The 17,986-nt window shown below is 73.5% G+C and carries 20 protein-coding genes; 12 read left to right on the top strand and 8 right to left on the bottom strand.

The features are described 5' to 3' along the window. Positions 1–13: 13 nt before the first annotated feature. The 3 genes from PV364_RS18980 to PV364_RS18990 all read left to right on the top strand — a co-directional run bounded on the left by PV364_RS18980 (position 14) and on the right by PV364_RS18990 (position 3,396). Positions 14–721 carry a class II aldolase/adducin family protein gene (locus tag PV364_RS18980; protein ID WP_319661247.1) on the top strand — a complete coding sequence of 236 codons (708 nt, stop codon included), beginning with the start codon at positions 14–16 and terminating at the stop codon, positions 719–721. Between the two features lie 57 nt (positions 722–778). After that, positions 779–1,891, top strand: coding sequence for an alpha/beta fold hydrolase (locus PV364_RS18985; protein WP_319661248.1), 1,113 nt, complete (start codon positions 779–781; stop codon positions 1,889–1,891). 125 nt (positions 1,892–2,016) lie between these two features. Next, positions 2,017–3,396 (top strand): hypothetical protein, encoded by a 1,380-nt coding sequence (locus tag PV364_RS18990; protein ID WP_319661249.1) that lies wholly within the window; start codon positions 2,017–2,019, stop codon positions 3,394–3,396. A 25-nt stretch (positions 3,397–3,421) separates the two neighbouring features. Here the strand turns inward: PV364_RS18990 and PV364_RS18995 are convergent, their stop codons facing one another. Then, the gene (locus PV364_RS18995) at positions 3,422–3,838 is read right to left on the bottom strand and encodes a VOC family protein (RefSeq protein WP_319661250.1); all 417 of its coding nucleotides are present in this window, start codon (positions 3,836–3,838) and stop codon (positions 3,422–3,424) included. Positions 3,839–4,045: 207 nt separating this feature from the next. Continuing rightward, positions 4,046–4,936: a neutral zinc metallopeptidase gene (locus tag PV364_RS19000; RefSeq protein WP_319661251.1), complete on the bottom strand. Its 891-nt coding sequence runs from the start codon at positions 4,934–4,936 to the stop codon at positions 4,046–4,048. A gap of 240 nt (positions 4,937–5,176) precedes the next feature. On the opposite strand from PV364_RS19000, the gene PV364_RS19005 reads away from it, so the two are divergent. From PV364_RS19005 to PV364_RS19015, 3 genes are all read left to right on the top strand, one after another. Continuing rightward, a complete protein-coding gene (locus PV364_RS19005) occupies positions 5,177–6,775 on the top strand; it encodes an ABC-F family ATP-binding cassette domain-containing protein (RefSeq protein WP_319661252.1) in 1,599 nt (532 codons plus the stop codon). A gap of 411 nt (positions 6,776–7,186) precedes the next feature. Further along, positions 7,187–7,408, top strand: coding sequence for a helix-turn-helix domain-containing protein (locus tag PV364_RS19010; protein WP_319661253.1), 222 nt, complete (start codon positions 7,187–7,189; stop codon positions 7,406–7,408). Positions 7,409–7,537: 129 nt separating this feature from the next. Then, positions 7,538–8,329, top strand: a complete 792-nt coding sequence (locus PV364_RS19015; RefSeq protein ID WP_319661254.1) for an enoyl-CoA hydratase/isomerase family protein — start codon at positions 7,538–7,540, stop codon at positions 8,327–8,329. Between the two features lie 13 nt (positions 8,330–8,342). On the opposite strand, the gene PV364_RS19020 is transcribed toward PV364_RS19015, so the two are convergent. Then, positions 8,343–9,053, bottom strand: coding sequence for a hypothetical protein (locus tag PV364_RS19020; RefSeq protein WP_319661255.1), 711 nt, complete (start codon positions 9,051–9,053; stop codon positions 8,343–8,345). Positions 9,054–9,208: 155 nt separating this feature from the next. Between PV364_RS19020 and PV364_RS19025 the strand changes: the two genes are divergently transcribed. Genes PV364_RS19025 through PV364_RS19045 form a run of 5 tightly spaced genes read left to right on the top strand, consistent with a single transcriptional unit; the run spans position 9,209 to position 11,484 of the window. Continuing rightward, positions 9,209–9,697, top strand: coding sequence for an Asp23/Gls24 family envelope stress response protein (locus PV364_RS19025; RefSeq protein ID WP_319661256.1), 489 nt, complete (start codon positions 9,209–9,211; stop codon positions 9,695–9,697). Positions 9,698–9,737: 40 nt separating this feature from the next. Further along, on the top strand, positions 9,738–9,920 hold the full coding sequence (locus PV364_RS19030; RefSeq protein ID WP_319661257.1) for a hypothetical protein: 183 nt from the start codon (positions 9,738–9,740) through the stop codon (positions 9,918–9,920). Positions 9,921–9,929: 9 nt separating this feature from the next. Next, positions 9,930–10,319, top strand: a complete 390-nt coding sequence (locus PV364_RS19035; protein ID WP_319661258.1) for an Asp23/Gls24 family envelope stress response protein — start codon at positions 9,930–9,932, stop codon at positions 10,317–10,319. After that, positions 10,316–10,909 (top strand): DUF6286 domain-containing protein, encoded by a 594-nt coding sequence (locus PV364_RS19040; protein ID WP_319661259.1) that lies wholly within the window; start codon positions 10,316–10,318, stop codon positions 10,907–10,909. The genes PV364_RS19035 and PV364_RS19040 overlap by 4 nt, the downstream gene beginning before the upstream one ends. Continuing rightward, positions 10,906–11,484 carry an alkaline shock response membrane anchor protein AmaP gene (locus PV364_RS19045; protein ID WP_319661260.1) on the top strand — a complete coding sequence of 193 codons (579 nt, stop codon included), beginning with the start codon at positions 10,906–10,908 and terminating at the stop codon, positions 11,482–11,484. Before PV364_RS19040 ends, PV364_RS19045 begins: the two co-directional genes overlap by 4 nt. A 12-nt stretch (positions 11,485–11,496) precedes the next feature. Here PV364_RS19045 and PV364_RS19050 read toward each other — a convergent pair whose 3' ends face one another. From PV364_RS19050 to PV364_RS19070, 5 genes are all read right to left on the bottom strand, one after another. Further along, positions 11,497–12,258, bottom strand: coding sequence for an SDR family oxidoreductase (locus PV364_RS19050; protein WP_319661261.1), 762 nt, complete (start codon positions 12,256–12,258; stop codon positions 11,497–11,499). Next, positions 12,243–14,057, bottom strand: coding sequence for a glycoside hydrolase family 15 protein (locus PV364_RS19055; protein WP_319661262.1), 1,815 nt, complete (start codon positions 14,055–14,057; stop codon positions 12,243–12,245). Before PV364_RS19055 ends, PV364_RS19050 begins: the two co-directional genes overlap by 16 nt. A 45-nt stretch (positions 14,058–14,102) precedes the next feature. Continuing rightward, positions 14,103–15,008: an SURF1 family protein gene (locus PV364_RS19060; RefSeq protein WP_319661263.1), complete on the bottom strand. Its 906-nt coding sequence runs from the start codon at positions 15,006–15,008 to the stop codon at positions 14,103–14,105. Between the two features lie 101 nt (positions 15,009–15,109). Beyond that, positions 15,110–15,364 carry a hypothetical protein gene (locus tag PV364_RS19065; protein ID WP_319661264.1) on the bottom strand — a complete coding sequence of 85 codons (255 nt, stop codon included), beginning with the start codon at positions 15,362–15,364 and terminating at the stop codon, positions 15,110–15,112. 90 nt (positions 15,365–15,454) lie between these two features. Beyond that, positions 15,455–16,441, bottom strand: a complete 987-nt coding sequence (locus PV364_RS19070; RefSeq protein WP_319661265.1) for a DEDDh family exonuclease — start codon at positions 16,439–16,441, stop codon at positions 15,455–15,457. A 393-nt stretch (positions 16,442–16,834) separates the two neighbouring features. Here PV364_RS19070 and PV364_RS19075 point away from each other — a divergent pair, with 393 nt between their 5' ends. After that, positions 16,835–17,683 (top strand): sterol desaturase family protein, encoded by an 849-nt coding sequence (locus PV364_RS19075; protein ID WP_319661266.1) that lies wholly within the window; start codon positions 16,835–16,837, stop codon positions 17,681–17,683. Positions 17,684–17,986 lie beyond the last annotated feature (303 nt).

The raw sequence follows: 17,986 nt of genomic DNA on the forward strand, positions 1-17,986 counted from the left end.
GGAGGTGGCACGGATGTCGGTGCGGGACACGGTGGGCAAGGCCTGGTCGGAGCTCGTGGACACGGCCCAGCGCTCTGTCGCCGACGGACTGGTGGTCGGTACGTCCGGCAATGTCTCGGTCCGGGCGGGCGGCGACCTCGTCCTCGTCACCCCCAGTGGTGTGCCCTACCACCGGCTCGGCCCCGACGACACGGTCGGCGTGGACCTCACGGGCCGGCAGGTGCTCGGCACGCTCCGGCCGACCAGTGAACTCTCCATGCACCTGGCGATCTACCGGAACACCGACGCCGGCGCCGTCGTCCACACCCACGCCGTGCACGCCACCGCCGTCTCCACGCTGCTGTACGAACTGCCCGCCATCCACTACATGGCCGCCGCGCTCGGCGGGCGCATCCGCGTCGCCGATTACGCCACCTACGGCAGCGAGGAACTGGCCGCCAACGTGCTGCGCGCGTTGCGCGACCGCACCGGCTGCCTGCTGCGCAACCACGGCACCATCGTCTACGGCGACGACCTGGAGCAGGCCTACGACCGCACCGCCCAACTGGAGTGGATGTGCCAGGTCTGGCTCGCCGCCCGCTCCGTCGCGGGTTTCTCGCCGTCCCTGCTGTCGAAGATCGAACTCGCCAGGGTCGCCGAGAAATTGCGGCAGTACGGGCAGCCCGGTACCGAGGACGACCTGCCCGGCGCCTTGGACGGCGCCGAGGACGGCCCGCGGTAGCCCCCGGACGGCGCCCAGCACTGGCCGCCCCGCACGCCCGCACCGACACTGGAACGGATGCGCCTCACGACCGCCGCGGCCCTGGCCGCCACGACAGCGTTCGGTGCCGGTGCGGCCGCGGTGGCGGCCGGGCGGCACGTGTCGGAGCTTGCCCTCAAGCCGCGCACCGACGGCCCCGACCCCGAGTCGTTGACGGTGCACTCGGCGACCGGCGATGAGGTCACCCTCACCAGGACCCTCGGCGCCGGCCGGCGCGGGATCCACGGCATCACCGGCTCCGGCGTGCACGCCACCGTCGGCGACGTGCTGTCCACCGCTCCCGACTCGGTGACCCGGCGGCTGCTGCGCGTCGGCCGGGGCGCCCTGGCCGCCGGGCAGCGGGTCCGGCTCACCCCGCAGGTCTACGACGGCGACCCCGCCTCGGCGCTCGGCCTGGCGTACCGGGACGTCGAGATCCCCGGCGAACTCGGGCGGATGCCCGGGTGGTTCGTCGACGGCGCCCGCGACACCTGGGTGGTCCTCGCGCACGGTCTCGGCACCACCCGCGAGCACGCCATGGTGGTGCTGCCCACCCTGCACGCGCTGCGGCTGCCCGCGCTGGTCCTCGCCTACCGCAACGACCAGGGGGCCCCGCGGTCCCCGGACGGCATCGGGCACCTGGGCGACTCCGAATGGCGGGACCTGGACGCGGCCATGCGCTACGCGGTCCGGCACGGCGCGCGCCGCCTGGTGCTGTACGGCTGGTCCGCCGGCGCCACCATGGCGCTCCGGGCGGCGTGCGACTCCCCGCTGCGGGCCCTGGTCGCCGGCATGGTGCTGGACTCCCCGGTGCTGAACTGGCAGTGCACGGTCCGCGCCGCCGCGGCCGCCCGGGGCACGCCGCGCGCCCTGCTGCCGCTCGGCGTGCGCGCCGCGGAGGGCCGCACCGGCCTGCACGCGGAACGCATCGCCGAGGCCGCCGCGCCCGGCCGGTTCACCGTGCCGACGCTGATCTTCCACGGACCCGGCGACACCCTCGCGCCCTGGGGCCCGTCCCGCGAACTCGCCCGCCTCCGGCCGGATCTGGTCATGCTGCACCCGGTGGACGACGCCTCGCACGCGGCGATGTGGAACGCAAACCCGCAACCCTACGAGGAGGCCGTCCGGCGCTTCCTGACCCCCCTCCTGTAGCCTCCCCGTTTTCTCTCGTGCGAGAGTGAATAAATGGGTATATCCACTGGCAAACCGTACGACCCCGGGTCGCGGAGGGGGACGCTCGTTTGGGTTTCCGGGTGCTCACCCGCAAGACTGCTCCCGTGACGTCCCGTATCCCGCGAGACACTCCGCTGCGTCTCGTTCCGCGCAGGCCCCTGGCCGCCGCGCGCCGTGTCGCCGCGACGCGCCGAAACCGCCCGCCGAGGCCGCCGGAGGGCATCCCGGCACTGCCGGAGCTGGCCAGGAGAGCCCGTACCGAACTCGCGGACGCGGTCCGCCTGGCCCACTGGGCCGATCCCGCGGTCGGTGCCGCCCCCGGCACGGCCGGGATACTGAGGGACGCCGACGTCCGGCGAGCCGTCGCCGCGCTGACCCTGACGGACCACCAGGTCCGCTCCGCGTGGGACCGGGCCCGGCTGGCCGGTCTCATCGAACTCCACAAGGGCGGTGCCGCGCGCCCCGGTTGGCGGCTGCGCGCCTGGGACCGCGACGACACCGCCGTACTGCGCGGCTGGGTCGCGCTCTTCGACGCCTGGTCGCTGGCGCACCCCGCGGCGCTCGATCCGGCGTGCGACGGCGCAGACCCCGCTCTTGTCGCCGAAGTCGTCGAGGCCGCTCCCCAGTTGCTCTCCCTCCTGCACCTGTCCTCCGGGCCGGTCGCCGTGGAGGCCCTGCTCGATCTGCTCCGCCAGCGGGTCGACGAGCTGCGTGCGGAGCGGCACGAGCCCCCGGCCGGCGGCGGCCGGGACGACTTGCCCCCTCTCCTGGACTGGACGCTGGACGCGCTGGCCCGTGTCGGCGCCCTGCAGCCGCGTGACCCGGCCCGCCCCGGCGAGGTCACCATCACGCCGCTGGGCAGCTGGGCGGTGTGGGTCAAGCTGGAGCAGATCTGCGTCGCCGCCCAGGGCCCGGCCGGGCACTTCGAGCACTCCGCCGAGGAGATGCTCAAGGCGTGCATCGGCATGGCCCCGGGCGCGGCCCGCGACGAGTACAAGGCGTGGCTCGCCGCCCGCCCGGTCGCCCAGGCCGTCGCCGAGTTCCTGGACGTGGCCCGCGGTGACGACGCCCTGCTGCGCGGGCTCGCCTTCGAGGCGCTGCGCGTCGTAGGCAGCGCCGCCGAGCCCGCCGTGCGGCACGTGGTCGACGAGCCGGGGCTGCGCCCCTACGCCCTGATGTGGCTCGCCGAGCACGAGGGCGCCGACCCCGAGGACGTCGCCGCCCTGCTCACCCGCGAGGAGGCCACCTGGCTGTGGGTGGACACCGCGGCGGCCGTCGCCGACCACGGTGAGAGCCATCTGCTGGTGGGTCACCTCGACGCCGCCCTGCAGGGCTCGGTGTCCCGTCTGCTCGACGAGCTCCGCGTCGCCGGGCACCCGCGCACCGTGCAGGTGCTCGTCGCCCTCGCCGCCGCCCACCCGGATCCCGCGCTCGCCAAGGCGATGCGCCGGGCCGCCTTCCAGGTGCACACCGGCGGGGAGTGACGCCTGCCGCGCCGCCCCGGCCCGGTCACTCCAGGGCCGGTATCCGCGGCACGTACGTGCCGAAGGACCAGAGGTTGCCCTCGGGGTCGCGCGCGGTGTAGTCCCGCGACCCGTAGTCCTGGTCGGTGAGCGGCAGTACGACCTCCGCGCCCGCCGCGACCGCCCGCGCGTGATGGGCGTCGGTGTCGTCGACCACCACGTAGACCGAGACCGCGCCGAGGTCCCCGGCGATCCGGCTGAACGGGCTGCCGGACCGCTCGCTGCCCAGCATCACCAGGCCGTTGCCGTAGGCGAGTTCGGCGTGCTGCACGGTGCCGTCCGCGCCCTCGTGCACGGCGACCTCCGTGAAGCCGAAAGCGTCCGTGAGGAAGGCGATGGCGGCCCTCGCGTCCTTGTACCGCAGCGTCGGACAGACCGTGGGCGCGGCTCCGTTGCCTGCCATGGTGATCACTCTCCCCTTCGGAAACGTCTCCCGTCGATGTGACGCGGATCTCACTGGATCTCAGTCTGGCAGGGGGGTACGACAACGGCCCTCGCGCACGCGTCGCCCCAGGCCGGGCAGGGCGGAACGGTCGGGAGAGGCGGTCCGGAGCAGGGGCTCAGGGTCTCAGGGGCTCAGCGACCTCAGCGGCTCAGCGACCTCGGAGGCTCAGCTGAAGGTGTCGCAGTCGTCCATGTTCCCCGTGCGCAGACCCGTGCCGAACCACTGCTGCCGCTGGGCCGACGAGCCGTGCGTCCACGAGTCCGGGTCGACCCGCCCCTGCACCCGTGACTGGATCGCGTCGTCCCCGACCGCCGCCGCCGCGTCCAGGCCCTGCCGGATGTCGGCGTCGGTCAGCCCCGTGATCAACGTGCCGCCCGTCTCGTCGCGCGTGGTGGTGGCGTGGTGCGCCCACACGCCCGCGTAGCAGTCCGCCTGCAGCTCCACCCGCACCGAGTTGCTGCTCGCGCCCGTGCGCCGGTCCTGCGCCGATCCGAGGGTGCCCGCCAGGTCCTGCACGTGGTGGCCGTACTCGTGGGCGACGACGTAGCTCTCCGCGAAGGGGCCTCCCTCGGCCCCGAACCGGCGGCTGAGCGTGGTGAAGAAGTCCAGGTCCAGGTAGACCTTGCGGTCCGCGGGGCAGTAGAAGGGCCCCGACGAGGGGTCGGCGACACCGCAGCCCGTGCGGACCGGCTGGTCGAAGAAGACCGTCGGCGCCGGCCGGTACACCGCGCCCCGGCGCCGGAACTCCGCCCTCCAGTAGTCCTGCACGTTGTTGACCACGGCGACCATGCGGCAGTCCTGCCGGGTGCCGGCGTCCGCCCCCGTCCGGCAGCCCGCCGCGAGATCGGGTCCCGTGGCGGTCCCCGGCGCGCGGGCCGGCGGGTCGTCGGAGAGCCCCAGCTGGTCCGGGCTGATGCCGAAGATCAGCCCCACGACGACCACGATCAGCCCCGCGATGCCGCCCCCTACCATCCGCCCGCGCCCACCGCCGGGCGAGCCGCCTCGCCGGTCCTCGACCTCGGAGGTGTCGAGCGGCGCGTCGTCGTCGAACTGCATGCCCCGATTGTCCGCCGCGCCGCCGTGCTGCGCAGGCGCGCCTTCCGGCCCCGGCGGCCGGAAACCGTTTGCCGGGCCACCGCGGCGCCCCCGGTAGACTGGACGCATGGCAGTAGTCCACGCGCATTAGACGGCCGTCGCCGACCGCGACCCCTCCGCCCGCACGTCGCCCACCCACCACCCACGACGCGCTGGCGCGGCCCTCCCGATAGCCGTCCGCCACGCCCAGGAGCCCTTCCCGTGATCACTGCCACTGGCCTCGAGCTGCGCGCCGGAGCCCGCGTCCTCATCGAGTCCGCCTCCTTCCGTATCGCCCGCGGCGACCGTGTCGGCCTGGTCGGCCGCAACGGCGCCGGCAAGACCACCCTCACCAAGGTGCTCGCCGGCGAGGGCATGCCCGCCGCCGGCAGCGTCACCCGCGCCGGTGAGGTCGGCTACCTGCCGCAGGACCCGCGCACCGGGGACCTGGACGTCCTCGCCCGCGACCGCATCCTGTCCGCCCGCGGCCTGGACACGGTCCTGCGCAAGATGCGCGAGAACGAGGAGCGGATGGCCAGCGGCAAGGGCGCCACCCGCGACAACGCGATGAAGAAGTACGCGCGCCTGGAGACCGAGTTCCTGACCAAGGGCGGCTACGCGGCCGAGGCGGAGGCCGCGACCATCGCCGCCGCCCTGAGCCTGCCGGACCGGGTGCTGGCCCAGCCGCTGCACACCCTCTCCGGCGGTCAGCGGCGCCGTGTGGAGCTGGCCCGCATCCTCTTCTCCGACGCCGACACCCTGCTGCTGGACGAGCCGACCAACCACCTGGACGCCGACTCGATCCTGTGGCTGCGGGACTTCCTGAAGACCTACCGCGGCGGCTTCGTCGTCATCTCCCACGACATCAATCTGGTCGAGACGGTCGTCAACAAGGTCTTCTACCTGGACGCCAACCGCTCCCAGATCGACGTCTACAACATGGGCTGGAAGCAGTACCTCACCCAGCGCGAGGCGGACGAGAAGCGCCGCAAGCGCGAGCGCGCCAACGCCGAGAAGAAGGCTGCGACCCTCAACGCCCAGGCCGACAAGATGCGCGCCAAGGCGACGAAGACCGTCGCGGCCCAGAACATGGCCAGGCGCGCCGACAAGCTGCTGTCCGGGCTGGAGGCGGTGCGGCAGTCCGACAAGGTCGCCAAGCTGCGCTTCCCGGACCCCGCGCCCTGCGGCAAGACGCCGCTCACGGCGACCGGCCTGTCGAAGTCGTACGGCTCGCTGGAGATCTTCACCGACGTCGACCTGGCCATCGACAGGGGCTCCCGGGTCGTCATCCTCGGCCTCAACGGCGCCGGCAAGACCACCTTGCTGCGGCTGCTGGCGGGCGCGGAGCAGCCCGACACGGGCGAGGTCGTCCCCGGCCACGGCCTGAAGCTCGGCTACTACGCGCAGGAGCACGAGACCCTCGACCCGGACCGGACCGTGCTGGAGAACATGCGCTCCGCCGCCCCCGACATGGACCTGGTCGCCGTCCGCAAGATCCTCGGCTCGTTCCTCTTCTCCGGCGACGACGCCGACAAGCCCGCGGGCGTCCTGTCCGGCGGCGAGAAGACCCGTCTCGCGCTCGCCACGCTCGTCGTCTCCAGCGCCAATGTGCTGCTGCTGGACGAGCCCACCAACAACCTCGACCCGGCCAGCCGCGAGGAGATCCTCGGCGCGCTGCGCACCTTCACCGGCGCCGTCGTCCTCGTCACGCACGACGAGGGCGCGGTGGAGGCGCTCCAGCCGGAGCGGATCATCCTGCTGCCCGACGGCGTCGAGGACCTGTGGGGCAAGGACTACGTGGACCTCGTGTCGCTCGCCTGACCCCGTCGGCGCGGCTCCGGGGGAGCCGTCCGGGGGCCCGTCGACGCGCGGCCGATCATCCGTGTGGATCAATCGCCTGGATCATTCGGCCGACGGGTGATCCTTCATTGGTGTGAGACCGGCTCGTACTCCGGCGTGCCGACGTGCGATCCGTCGAACGGCGGAGTCGATCAGCCGCGTCACATGGGGAAACTCCTTACCGACCTTGGTGACCTGCCCTTTCCCGGGCGGGTTCGGAAGGGTCGAGCCGGCTGCGCGGCGGAATGCCCGATTTCGCCTCCCGCGGCACCCGGCTTCCGCGTCAACACGGGTCCCAATGTTGTTGCACGGACCTTGCCGAATGGGTGGCCAGGAAGTCTCCTAGGGGTGATCATGAGAGTCACAGAGCGCACTTCCCTGGAGGAGGCACGGGTGGCCGAGACTCTGAAGAAGGGCAGCCGGGTGACCGGCGCCGCGCGCGAGAAGCTCGCGGCAGACCTCAAGAAGAAGTACGACGGCGGGGCAAGCATCCGAGCGCTGGCCGAGGAAACCGGCCGCTCCTATGGCTTCGTCCACCGCATGCTCAGTGAGTCCGGCGTGGCCCTGCGCGGCCGCGGCGGAGCCACACGGGGCAAGAAGGTTTCCACGGCCTGACAGCTGTCGGCGCCTGGTACAGCGGTATGCAGTGGTCCGAGGACATGACAGGGCCACCCGGTCGCGGAAATGGCCGACCGGTTGGTTACTCTTCGGTAATCAAGTCTGCGGATCGCTCGGAGGTGCCCGATGTCTGACCCCACAGTGCTGCTGGAGCGTGATGGTGTACGGCTCACGGCGGACGACAGTGTCGCCACCGTGACGTTGTGCAACCCCGCCAAGCGGAACGCCCAGTCGCCCGCGTTGTGGCGGGCGCTGGAGGAAGCGAGCCGGCTTCTGCCGGGCACTGTGCGGGTGGTCGTGCTCCGCGCGGAGGGCGTGTCCTTCTCCGCCGGACTCGACCGGCAGGCCTTCACACCGGAGGGATTCGACGGCGAGCCGTCGTTCATCGATCTCGCCCGTGCGTCCGAGGGCAAGCTCGATGCCACGATCGCCGAGTACCAGTCGGCGTTCACCTGGTGGCGGCGCAATGACATCGTCACGATCGCCGTCGTCCAGGGGCACGCGATCGGTGCCGGCTTCCAGTTGGCTCTCGCATGCGATCTGCGCGTCGTCGCCGACGACGTGCAGTTCGCGATGCGTGAGACCGGCCTGGGCCTCGTCCCGGACCTGGGCGGCACCAAGCCGCTGACCGAACTGGTCGGCTACGCGCGGGCCCTGGAGATCTGCGCCACCGGCCGCTTCGTCCATGCCGACGAAGCCGTGCGCACCGGCCTGGCCAACATCGCCGTCCCGGCCGACGCACTCGACGCCACCGTCAACGACCTCGCCGCGGCCCTGCTGGCCGCGCCTCGCGACGCCGTGATCGAGACCAAGGCGCTGCTCCGTGAGGTCTCCGGCCGTACCTACGACGAGCAGCGCGCCGCCGAACGGGCCGCGCAGGGCCGCCGGCTGCGCGACCTCGCGGGCGTCGGGGAGTAGCGACCGGGCCCGGTCACGTCCGTGCCTCCGGCTGTCCTCGGCCGCAGGCGATGTCGGTGACCACGACGGTGGTGACCTCCCCCGTCAGGGCCGTCACCGCCGTCGCGACCGCGCGGGCGACGTCCCGCGCGCGGTGCCCCGCGTCGACCGCGATCTGCACCCTGGCCGGATGGGCCTGCCCGCCCAGCCGCGCGGTGAGCCCGGCGACCCCCGGCACCGCCGCGGCCGCCGCCCGCGCCGTGGTGGACCTCGGTGCAGTGCCGTCATCGGTGGAAGCGGCCGGGGGCTCCGACACGCCGTCCTGGGCGGGCGGTTCGGGCGCGCCGGCGTCCAGCAGCCCGGTGACGGTGAGGTCGACGGCCGCCGGCTGCAGCCCGAGGCCGTGTTCCGCGGCCTCCCACAGCGCGTCACGCAGCCGCAGCGCCGAGTCCGGCAGCGGCAGTTCGGGCGTGGCCTCCAAGTCGCCCTCGATCCGCAGCGGCAGCCGGGCCAGCGCGCCCGGGGGCGCCGACTCCGGTACGGGCGCGGCGGCTTGGTCCGGCCCCGCGGCACCGATGCGCAGCCGCCCGAGCCGTACCCCCGGCACCCGCGCGGCGGCCGCCCGCAGCACCCCGGTCGCCGCGCTCTCGGTGACCCACAGCGTGTCCCCTGCGTCCCCCAGCGGCAGGACCCGGCCGAGCGCGAGTTGCCTGCGTACCGCCTGTGCCAGCCGGTCCGCGGTCATCGGCTCGCCTCCCTCCACCCCACGGCGCACCCGTGCGCGGCCGTCCTCGCCCGGTCGCCGCATCCTCACGGCGTGACGGGGCATGCCCACATAGTGTGGTGCACGGAGCAGCCCGAACCGCTCCCGCCATCGAAAGGGCGAAGGGACGAGGTGGGATGACCGAGACCGTGCAGCAGGGCGAGGGCAGGGGCCGGACACTGGAGAAGGGCACCAGCCCGGGCACGTCGGCGACCGGCCGCAGGGCGCCGCTCGGTGACCCGGCGACCCGCGGCCGGACCACGATCGCGGACGGGGTGGTGGAGAAGATCGCCGGACTCGCGGCCCGCGACGTGGAGGGAGTGCACGCCCTCGGGGCCGGTATCCCACGCGGCTTCGGCGTGGTGCGCGACCGGGTGCCGGTCGGGAAGTCCGGCACCCGCGGCGTGCGGGCGGAGGTCGGCGAGGTGCAGGCCGCGCTCGACCTCGACATCGTCGTCGACTACGGCGTGTCCATCGTGTCCGTCGCCCACGCCGTGCGGGAGAACGTGATCGTCGCCGTCGAGCGGATGACCGGCCTGGAGGTCGTCGAGGTCAACATCGCCGTCGGGGACGTGAAACTGCCCGACGACACGGACGACGACGACCAGGAGCAGCGGGTCCAGTGACATCGGCGCCGGACAACGGCCGCAGGACAGGGAGCTGACCATGAGCATGGCCCTGATCGGACTGATCGTCGGAATGGCGCTCGGCTTCGCCGGGTACTTCGGCGGCTTCGCCGCCTTCCTGCTGGTGGCGGCGCTCGGCGCCGTCGGGTTCCTGGTCGGCCGGTACTTCGACGGCGACCTGGAGCCCGGTGAGTTCTTCCGTACCCGCGACCGGCGGCGGTGAGGCGGCCCGATGACGACCGTGGAGCCGGCCAGGACGTCCCCCGTCCCGCTCCTCGCCCCCGCCGAGCGCGGCTCGCTGCGCATCGCCGACCGCGTCCCGGCGAAGATCGCCGCGCAGGCCGCCCGTGAGACCCTCGCCGGCGCGCCCGGCCGCGAGCACGTGCCGCGCGGCGCGTTCCCGCGGGCCAGTGTCTCCGTCCACCGCGACCGGATGCACGTGCGGCTGTCCGTCGAACTCGGCTACCCGGTCGACATCGCGGAGGTGAGCCGTGCGGTGCGACGCCATGTCGCGGAACGCGTGGAGGAGTTGACGGGGATCGTGGTGCAGGGCGTGGTCGTGGAGGTGGAACGGCTGCACTCGCAGACCTCGCACGCCGCCGAGGAGAGGAGGGTGCGATGAGCGACGCCGCGCGCACGCGCGAGCCCGAGGCGGTCGTGGAGGCCTCCCCCCGGGTGCGGCGCTTCTGGTCCCCGCGCCGGGTGCCCGCCGCGGTCACCGCGTTCGTGGTGCTGGCGCTCACCGGCCTGCTGCTGTACGACGTCGCCGCGGTCCGCGCCGGACGGTCCGCCATGGCCTGGCGCACATGGCTCGCGGACGACCTCGCCGCCCGCCCCGTCGACGACCCGTGGGTCCTGGCCGCGGGCTGCGTCGCGGTCGTGCTCGGGCTGTGGCTGCTCGTGCTCGCCGCGACGCCCGGGATGCGCGACGTCCTGCCGATGCGCCCCGGAACGGCCCGCGTCCGGGCAGGACTCGACCGCCACGCGGCCGAACTCGCGCTGCGGGACCGCGCGGTGGAGGTGCCCGGGGTGCGTTTCGCGCAGGTCGCCGTGGGCCGCCGGACGGCCGCGGTCCGGGCCGAAGTGGCCTTCAGGGAGACCGCCGAGGTGCGGGCCGACCTGGAGACGGCCCTCGCCGCGGCCCTGGACGAGCTGGGGCTGTACCGGCCGCTCGCGCTGTCGCTGCACGTACGCCGCATGGAAACGGGGTGAGCGCGGTGCGCTCCACGGTGAACCGCGTCCTGCTCGCCCTCGTCGGCCTGGTGCTGCTCCTCGCGGGAGCCGCCGTGCTGGGTGCTGGGTCCGGTCTGCTGGACCGGCCCTGGACGGGGCCTCACGACGTCCTGCTCGCCACGGGCGACCGCACCCGGTACACGGACACCTCCTGGTGGTGGCCGGCCGTCCTGACGGCTCTGGCGCTGATCGTGTCGGCCGCCCTGTGGTGGCTGCTGGCGCAACCGCGGGAGCGACGGCTGCGCCGGTTCGCCGTCGACGCCGACGACGGGGGCGGGGCGGTCCTGCGCGGACGCGCCCTGGAGGAGGTCATCGCCGCGGACGCCGCCGAGCTGCCGGGCGTCGACCACGTCTCCGCCGTGCTCGGCGGGACCCCCACCGCCCCGACGGCGCGGCTGCTCCTCGCCCTCTCCCCGCACGCCGTCCCCGGCACCGTCCTGGACGAGCTCGACGGTGCCGTGCTCCGCCGGGCCCGTACCTCGGCCGGACTGCCGGTCCTCCCCGCCGAGGCCAGGCTGCGCGCCGTCAGCCACCGCGCCACCCGGGTCACCTGACGGCGCCGCGGCTCAGTACTCCGCGCGGACGCCGCCGTCGACCGGCACCATCAGCCCCGTGAGGTACGAGGCGGCGGGCGACAGCAGGAAGGCGGCCGTGCGGCCGAACTCCTCGGGGGCGCCGTAGCGGCGCAGGGGGATGCGCTCGATCAGGCGGGCGCGGACGGCGCCGGGGTCACTGGTGAGGGCGTCGAGTTCGCGGGCCCGGTCGGTGTCGATGGACCCGGGGACCAGTCCGACGACACGGATGCCGCGCGGGCCGAGCTGGCCGGCGAGATCCTTGGCGTGGCCCGCCAGACCCGGGCGCAGCCCGTTCGAGATCGCCAGGCCCGGGATCGGCTCGTACACCGAGCCGGAGAGCACGAAGCCGATCACCCCGCCCTCGCCCAGTTCCTCCGCGGCCGCGCGCGACAGCCGCACCGCGCCCAGGAAGACCGACTCGAAGGCCGCGCGCCACTGATCGTCGCCGACGACGTCCGCGGTACCCGGGGGCGGCCCGCCGACGCTGATCAGCATTCCGTCCAGCCGCCCGAAGTCGCGCCGCGCCGCCGCGACCAGGCGCTCCGGCGCCCGCGGGTCGGCGTTGTCGGCGACGACCCCGGTCGCGCTCGCGGAGCCGCCCAGTTGCGCCACGGCGCCGGCCACCGGCTTCTCGTCGCGCCCGCTGACGACCACCTTCGCGCCGTCCGCGACCAGTTCGCGCGCGGCGGCGAATCCCAGCCCGCGGGTCGCGCCGGTGACGATGTACACCCGATCCTTCAGTCCGAGGTCCATGAGCGGTGTCGTGCCCCTTCCTTGCCGGCGAGCGTGAGTGCCGTATTGACGAGCCCGATGTGGCTGAACGCCTGCGGGAAGTTGCCCAGTTGACGCTGCTCCACCGGGTCCCATTCCTCCGCGAGCAGCCCCACGTCGTTGCGCAGGACCAGCAGGCGCTCGAAGAGGGCGCGGGCCTCGTCGCGCCGGCCCGTGCGGTGCAGGGCGTCGGCGAGCCAGAACGAGCAGGCCAGGAAGGCGCCCTCACTGCCGGGCAGCCCGTCCACGCTGCTGTCCTCCAGGGTGTAGCGGCGGACGAAACCGCCGTGGTCCAGCTCAGTGCGCACCGCGTCGACGGTGCCGATCACCCGGTGGTCGGTCACCGGCAGGAAGCCCACCTGGGGGATGAGCAGCGTCGCCGCGTCCAGCTCCCTGGAGCCGTAGTACTGCGTGAAGGTGTTGCGCTCCTTGTCGAAGCCCTTGCGGCACACCTCGCGGTGCACCTCGTCGCGCATCGCGCGCCAGGCCGCGACGTCCCCCGACAACTGCGGCCGGGCCTCCAGCGTGCGGACCGCACGGTCGGCGGCCACCCAGGCCATCACCTTGGAGTGCACGAAGTGCTGCCGGTCGCCGCGCACCTCCCACAGCCCCTCGTCGGGCCGGCGCCACGCCGACTCCAGGAAGTCCATCAGCGAGCGCTGCACCGCCCAGGCGTGCGGCTCGTCCCGCATGCCGCGGGTGCGGGCGAGGTAGAGCGAGTCCAGGACCTCGCCGTAGACGTCGAGTTGCAACTGCGTCGCGGCGGCGTTGCCGACCCGCACCGGCAGCGACGCCTCGTAGCCCTCCAGCCACCCCAGCTCCTGCTCGGGCAGCCGCCGCTCGCCCGCGATCCCGTACATGATCTGCAGGTCGGCGGGGTCGCCGGCGACCGCGCGCAGCAACCAGTCGCGCCAGCGGTAGGCCTCCTTGAGGTAGCCGGTGGCGACCAGCACGTTGAGGGTCAACGTCGCGTCGCGCAGCCAGCAGAAGCGGTAGTCCCAGTTGCGCACGCCCCGGATCTCCTCGGGCAGCGAGGTCGTGGCCGCCGCGACGATGCCACCGCTGGGCGCGTACGTCAGCGCCTTGAGGGTGATCAGCGAGCGCAGCACGGCGTCCCGCCAGGGGCCGTCGTAACAGCACTGGGCCGACCAGGTCTCCCAGTCCCGCACGCTCTGCCGCAGCGCCTCGTAGGGGTCGATCGCCCGGGGCCGCCGCTCGTGCGAGGGGTGCCAGGTGAGGGTGAGGGCGATCCGCTCGCCCTGGGCGACGGTGAAGTCCGCGCAGGTCGCGAAGTCCTTGCCGTACATGTGGACCAGCGGCTCGCTGCGCAGCCACACCGAGTCGGGACCGGCGATGGCGACCCGGTGCCCCTCACTGCGGCGCATCCACGGCACGACGTGCCCGTAGTCGAAGCGCAGCCGCAGCTCACTGGTCACGGGGACGCTGCCGGAGACGCCCTCGACGATGCGGATCACGTCGGGCGCACGGTCCCGCTGCGGCATGAAGTCGATCACCTTGACGGTGCCGGAGGGGGTCTCCCAGACGCTTTCGAGCACCAAGGTGTCGCCTTGGTAGGCGCGCCGCGTGCAGGCCTCGTCGGAGGGGGCGGACGCGGGGGCGATACGCCAGTTGCCGTTGTCATGGCCGCCGAGGAGCGCGGCGAAGCAGGCACCGGAGTCGAAGCGGGGCAGACAGAGCCAGTCGATGGAGCCGTTGCCGCCGACCAGCGCGACCGTCTGCAGGTCGCCGATGATCGCGTAGTTCTCGATGGGTCCCGCCACGGTGCCGCCTCCGCGCTCGGCCCCCCTTAGAGGGTGCCCCGCGGCCTACGGGGACGCGACCGCAGCGACCGCCTGGCCGGGCGTGTCCCCTTTCACCGAGCCGCTGCCGGGGTCCTCACCGGACCGCGGACCGGACGGGGAGTCCGGTCCCTCCCCGGGCCCGCCCGCGCTCTCCTGGGCGGCCCCCTGCGCCTCGAGCCGCTCCTTGCGCTCCCGGCGCACCAGGATGACCCAGCCGACCGGCACCATGGCCGTGAACAGCCACCACTGGATGGCGTAGCCCATGTGCATGCCGATGCTGCTGTGGTCCGGCTCGGGGATCAGCTCCGGCTGGTGCCCCGCGGGCTTCGGCGAGGTGGCGGACAGCTCCATGTAGCCGCCGACCGGCTTCTCCCCGGCCGGCAGGTCCTTGGCGACCAGCTCGCTGTTGATCAGCATGATCATGCGGTCGGGGAGTCCGCCCTTGTTCCTGATGCCGGTCTCGGAGGTGGTCTCGTCGGGGCGCAGCCGCCCGGTGACGGTGACCTCGCCGGAGGGCGCGGCGGGGATCCTCGGGAGCTTCGTGAGGTTGCCGCCGGCCGCGATCCAGCCCCGGTTGACCAGCACCGCGCGGCCGTCGGCCATGACCAGGGGGGTGATGACGTGGTAGCCGATGCTGTCGCCGTCGGCGGCGGTGCGCTGGCGGGCGACGACCTCGTGGGCGGTGTCGTAGCGGCCGGTCGCCGTGACCGTCCGGTAGACGTCCTTCTTCGGGACGGCGGTGCCCGGGCCGGTCAGCGACTCCACGGGCAGCGGGGTCGCCTTGAGGTTGTCCGAGATCAGGTGGTTGTTCGCCACCCGGCGCTCGTGCCGGTGCAACTGCCAGAAACCCAGCCGCACCATGGTGGGCATCATCAGCAGTCCGACGAGGGTGAGGATCACCCATTGGCGGGACAACAGGAAGCGGTACACCCCACGACCGTACAACTCGGTCGTAGGGCGCTTTCGGCAGGGGTCGGACGCGGCGGTGCCGTCGCCGGTCACCCCGCGGTCGGCCGCCGGTCGGCCGCCCGTCAGTTCCGGGACGCCACGGACCCGACGCGGTCGACGATGCCGGTGCGGCCCTCGGCCTTGGCGCAGTGCCCGCCGCAGTACCAGTGGCCGTCCACCTCGACGCCCTTGCCGACGATCCGGACCCGGCAGTGCTCGCAGATGGGGGCCATCCGGTGGATGGCGCACTCGAAGCAGTCGAAGACGTGCACGGCCCCCTGGGCGTGCACCTCGAAGCTCATGACGTAGTCGTTGCCGCAGACTTCACATCGGGCCATGAGGCCCAGCGTGCGGGTGGCACGGGGGAGCGGCAATCGCAGGACGGGTGCGTCGCCCGGCTACCACCCGAACGGCTGCCGCGGGCCGCCTCAGCCGTGCACGTCGGGCGCCGGGGCGACGTCCCTGAGCAGTTCGGCGAAGCGCCGCTCGTCGATGACGGGGGTGCCCATCTGCCGGGCACGCACCGTCTTGCTGGTGAGGGCGCCCGGGTCGTTGGTGACCAGCAGGCTGGTGAGCCGGCTGACGCCGGACGACACGTGCAGTCCGGCCTCGGTCGCCCGGTCCTCCAGCAGTTCGCGGTCGACGTTGGTGTCGCCCGAAAAGGCGACCCGCATCCCCTGGATCAGCGGACCGTCCTGCTCCAGCCGCCCCGGATTGGGGTAGGGGCAGGCGGGCCGCTTGCGGCTGGGCCGCCAGCTCATGGGCCGGTACGTGGAGCGGTAACCGGCGGCCACCGACCGCGGTTCCGCGGCGGTGTCGATCCACTCGGTGAGCGGGCGGCAGGCGTGCAGCGGCAGCCGCAGGCCCCCGGCCGCCGCCTGGTGGAGGCTGGGGCGGAAGACCTCCGCCAGGACACGGGCGTCGTCCAGCGCGTGGTGGGCGCGCTGCTGCACGACGCCGTAGTGCGCGGCCAGCGATCCCAGTTTGTGGTTGGGCAGCGGCAGGCCCAGCTCCTTGGACAGCACAATCGTGCACAGCCGGTGCTCCACCGGTGCGACGGTCCGGGCGCGGGCGAACTCCCTGGACAGCATCGACCAGTCGAAGACCGCGTTGTGGGCGACGAAGACGCGCCCCGCCAGCCGGGCGGCCAGTTCCTCCGCGATCTCGCCGAACAACGGGGCGTCGGCCAGCATGTCGGAGGTGAGGCCGTGGATCCACACCGGACCCGGGTCCCGCTGCGGGTTGACGGGTGAGTACCAGTGGTCCTGCACCTCGCCCCGCGCGTCCAGGCGGTAGACGGCGGCGGAGACTATCCGGTCGTCGCGGCCGAGCCCGGTGGTCTCGACGTCCACGACGGCGTACCCGTCGGGGTAGGCCTCGGGCCACGGTGGCTGCGGAAGCTGGGACGCGTGCATGGTGGAACACAATACGGGCGGCCGCCGACACTCCGGACCGGCCCCGTCCGGCTCCGCCCCGGTCAATGCCGGTGGGACGGGCCGGAAGCGGGCCCCGCGGCGGGCCTTCGCCGGGTGCCCGCCGCAGCCGCCGCGCCGGTCCGGGGCGCCGGTCCGGGCCCGACCGCGCCTTCGGCCGAGGGGCCGTCAGCCCCCCGGGTCGCCCGCGCCCTCCGCCCCGTCCCCGGGGAACCGGCCCGGTGTGCCGGACCGCCCACATCCCTTGCCGGAAGCCGTGTTGGGTCCCTCGGCCCCCGTCCCGGACCGTCGCGCCCTCGTGCGGCCGGCCCCGGGGACATACCGATCGGTAACGACATCTGTTCGCCGGGCGCCAGGCGGCCCTATGGTTCCGCCATGCCGCAACTGCCCGATGCCGTGATGTGGTCGATACCCGCATTCGTGCTGCTCACCGTCCTGGAAGTGATCAGCTACCGGATCCACCCGGACGAGGACTCCGCCGGGTACGGCGCCAAGGACACCGCGACCAGTCTGTCGATGGGACTCGGCAGCCTCTTCTTCGACTTCCTGTGGAAGTTCCCGATCGTCGCGATCTACACCGCGGTGTACGCCCTCACCCCGCTCCGCGTGCCCGTGCTCTGGTGGACGATCCCGCTGATGCTGACGGCCCAGGACTTCTTCTACTACTGGCAGCACCGCGGGCACCATGTGATCCGCCTCCTGTGGGCGTGCCACGTGATCCACCACTCCAGCCGGAGGTTCAACCTCTCCACCGCGCTGCGCCAGCCCTGGACGAGTCTGACGTCGTGGCCGTTCTACCTTCCGCTGATCGCCTGCGGTGTGCACCCGGCGGCTCTCGCCTTCTGCTCCTCCCTCAACCTCGTCTACCAGTTCGGCATCCACACCGAGCGCATCGGGAAACTGCCGCGCCCCGTCGAGTACGTCTTCAACACCCCCTCCCACCACCGGGTGCACCACGCCTCGCAGGGCGGCTACCTGGACCGCAACTTCGGCGGCATCCTGATCGTGTGGGACCGGCTCTTCGGGTCCTTCGCCGCCGAGACCGAGCGGCCGCTGTACGGGCTGACGAAGAACATCGCGACGTTCAACCCGCTGCGCGTGGCCACCCACGAGTACGCCGCCATCGCCCGCGACGTCGCCGCCGCCCGCAGCTGCCGCGACCGGGCAGGCCACCTGCTGCGCGGCCCCGGCTGGTCCCCGCGGCCCGAGGGCCCGGCGGCGTGACCGCGCACCCGGAGGCCGTACGGGCACCGCGGAGGTCGTCACCAGGGCGCTGCCGCCGGGCCGGGCCGGTGACGTGCTCGCGCGGTTCGGCGGGGACGCGGCGTCCCTCGCCGGGACGGGCCGCTTCTCGGCCGGCCGGCCACGTCTGCTGCCTCGCACTTCTCGCGTGGCGCGGGGCGTTCTCCGTCCCCGGCCGGACGCGGTGGGCCGCGCTCCCGCGGCCGCCCGCCGCCGGATTGCCGATCATGCTCACGTACCTCGCCGACCGGTTCCTTCCCGCGGCCGGACTGTACGGTGGTACGT

The sequence above is a fragment of the Streptomyces sp. MI02-7b genome (assembly GCF_033793585.1).
Lineage (GTDB): Bacteria > Actinomycetota > Actinomycetes > Streptomycetales > Streptomycetaceae > Actinacidiphila.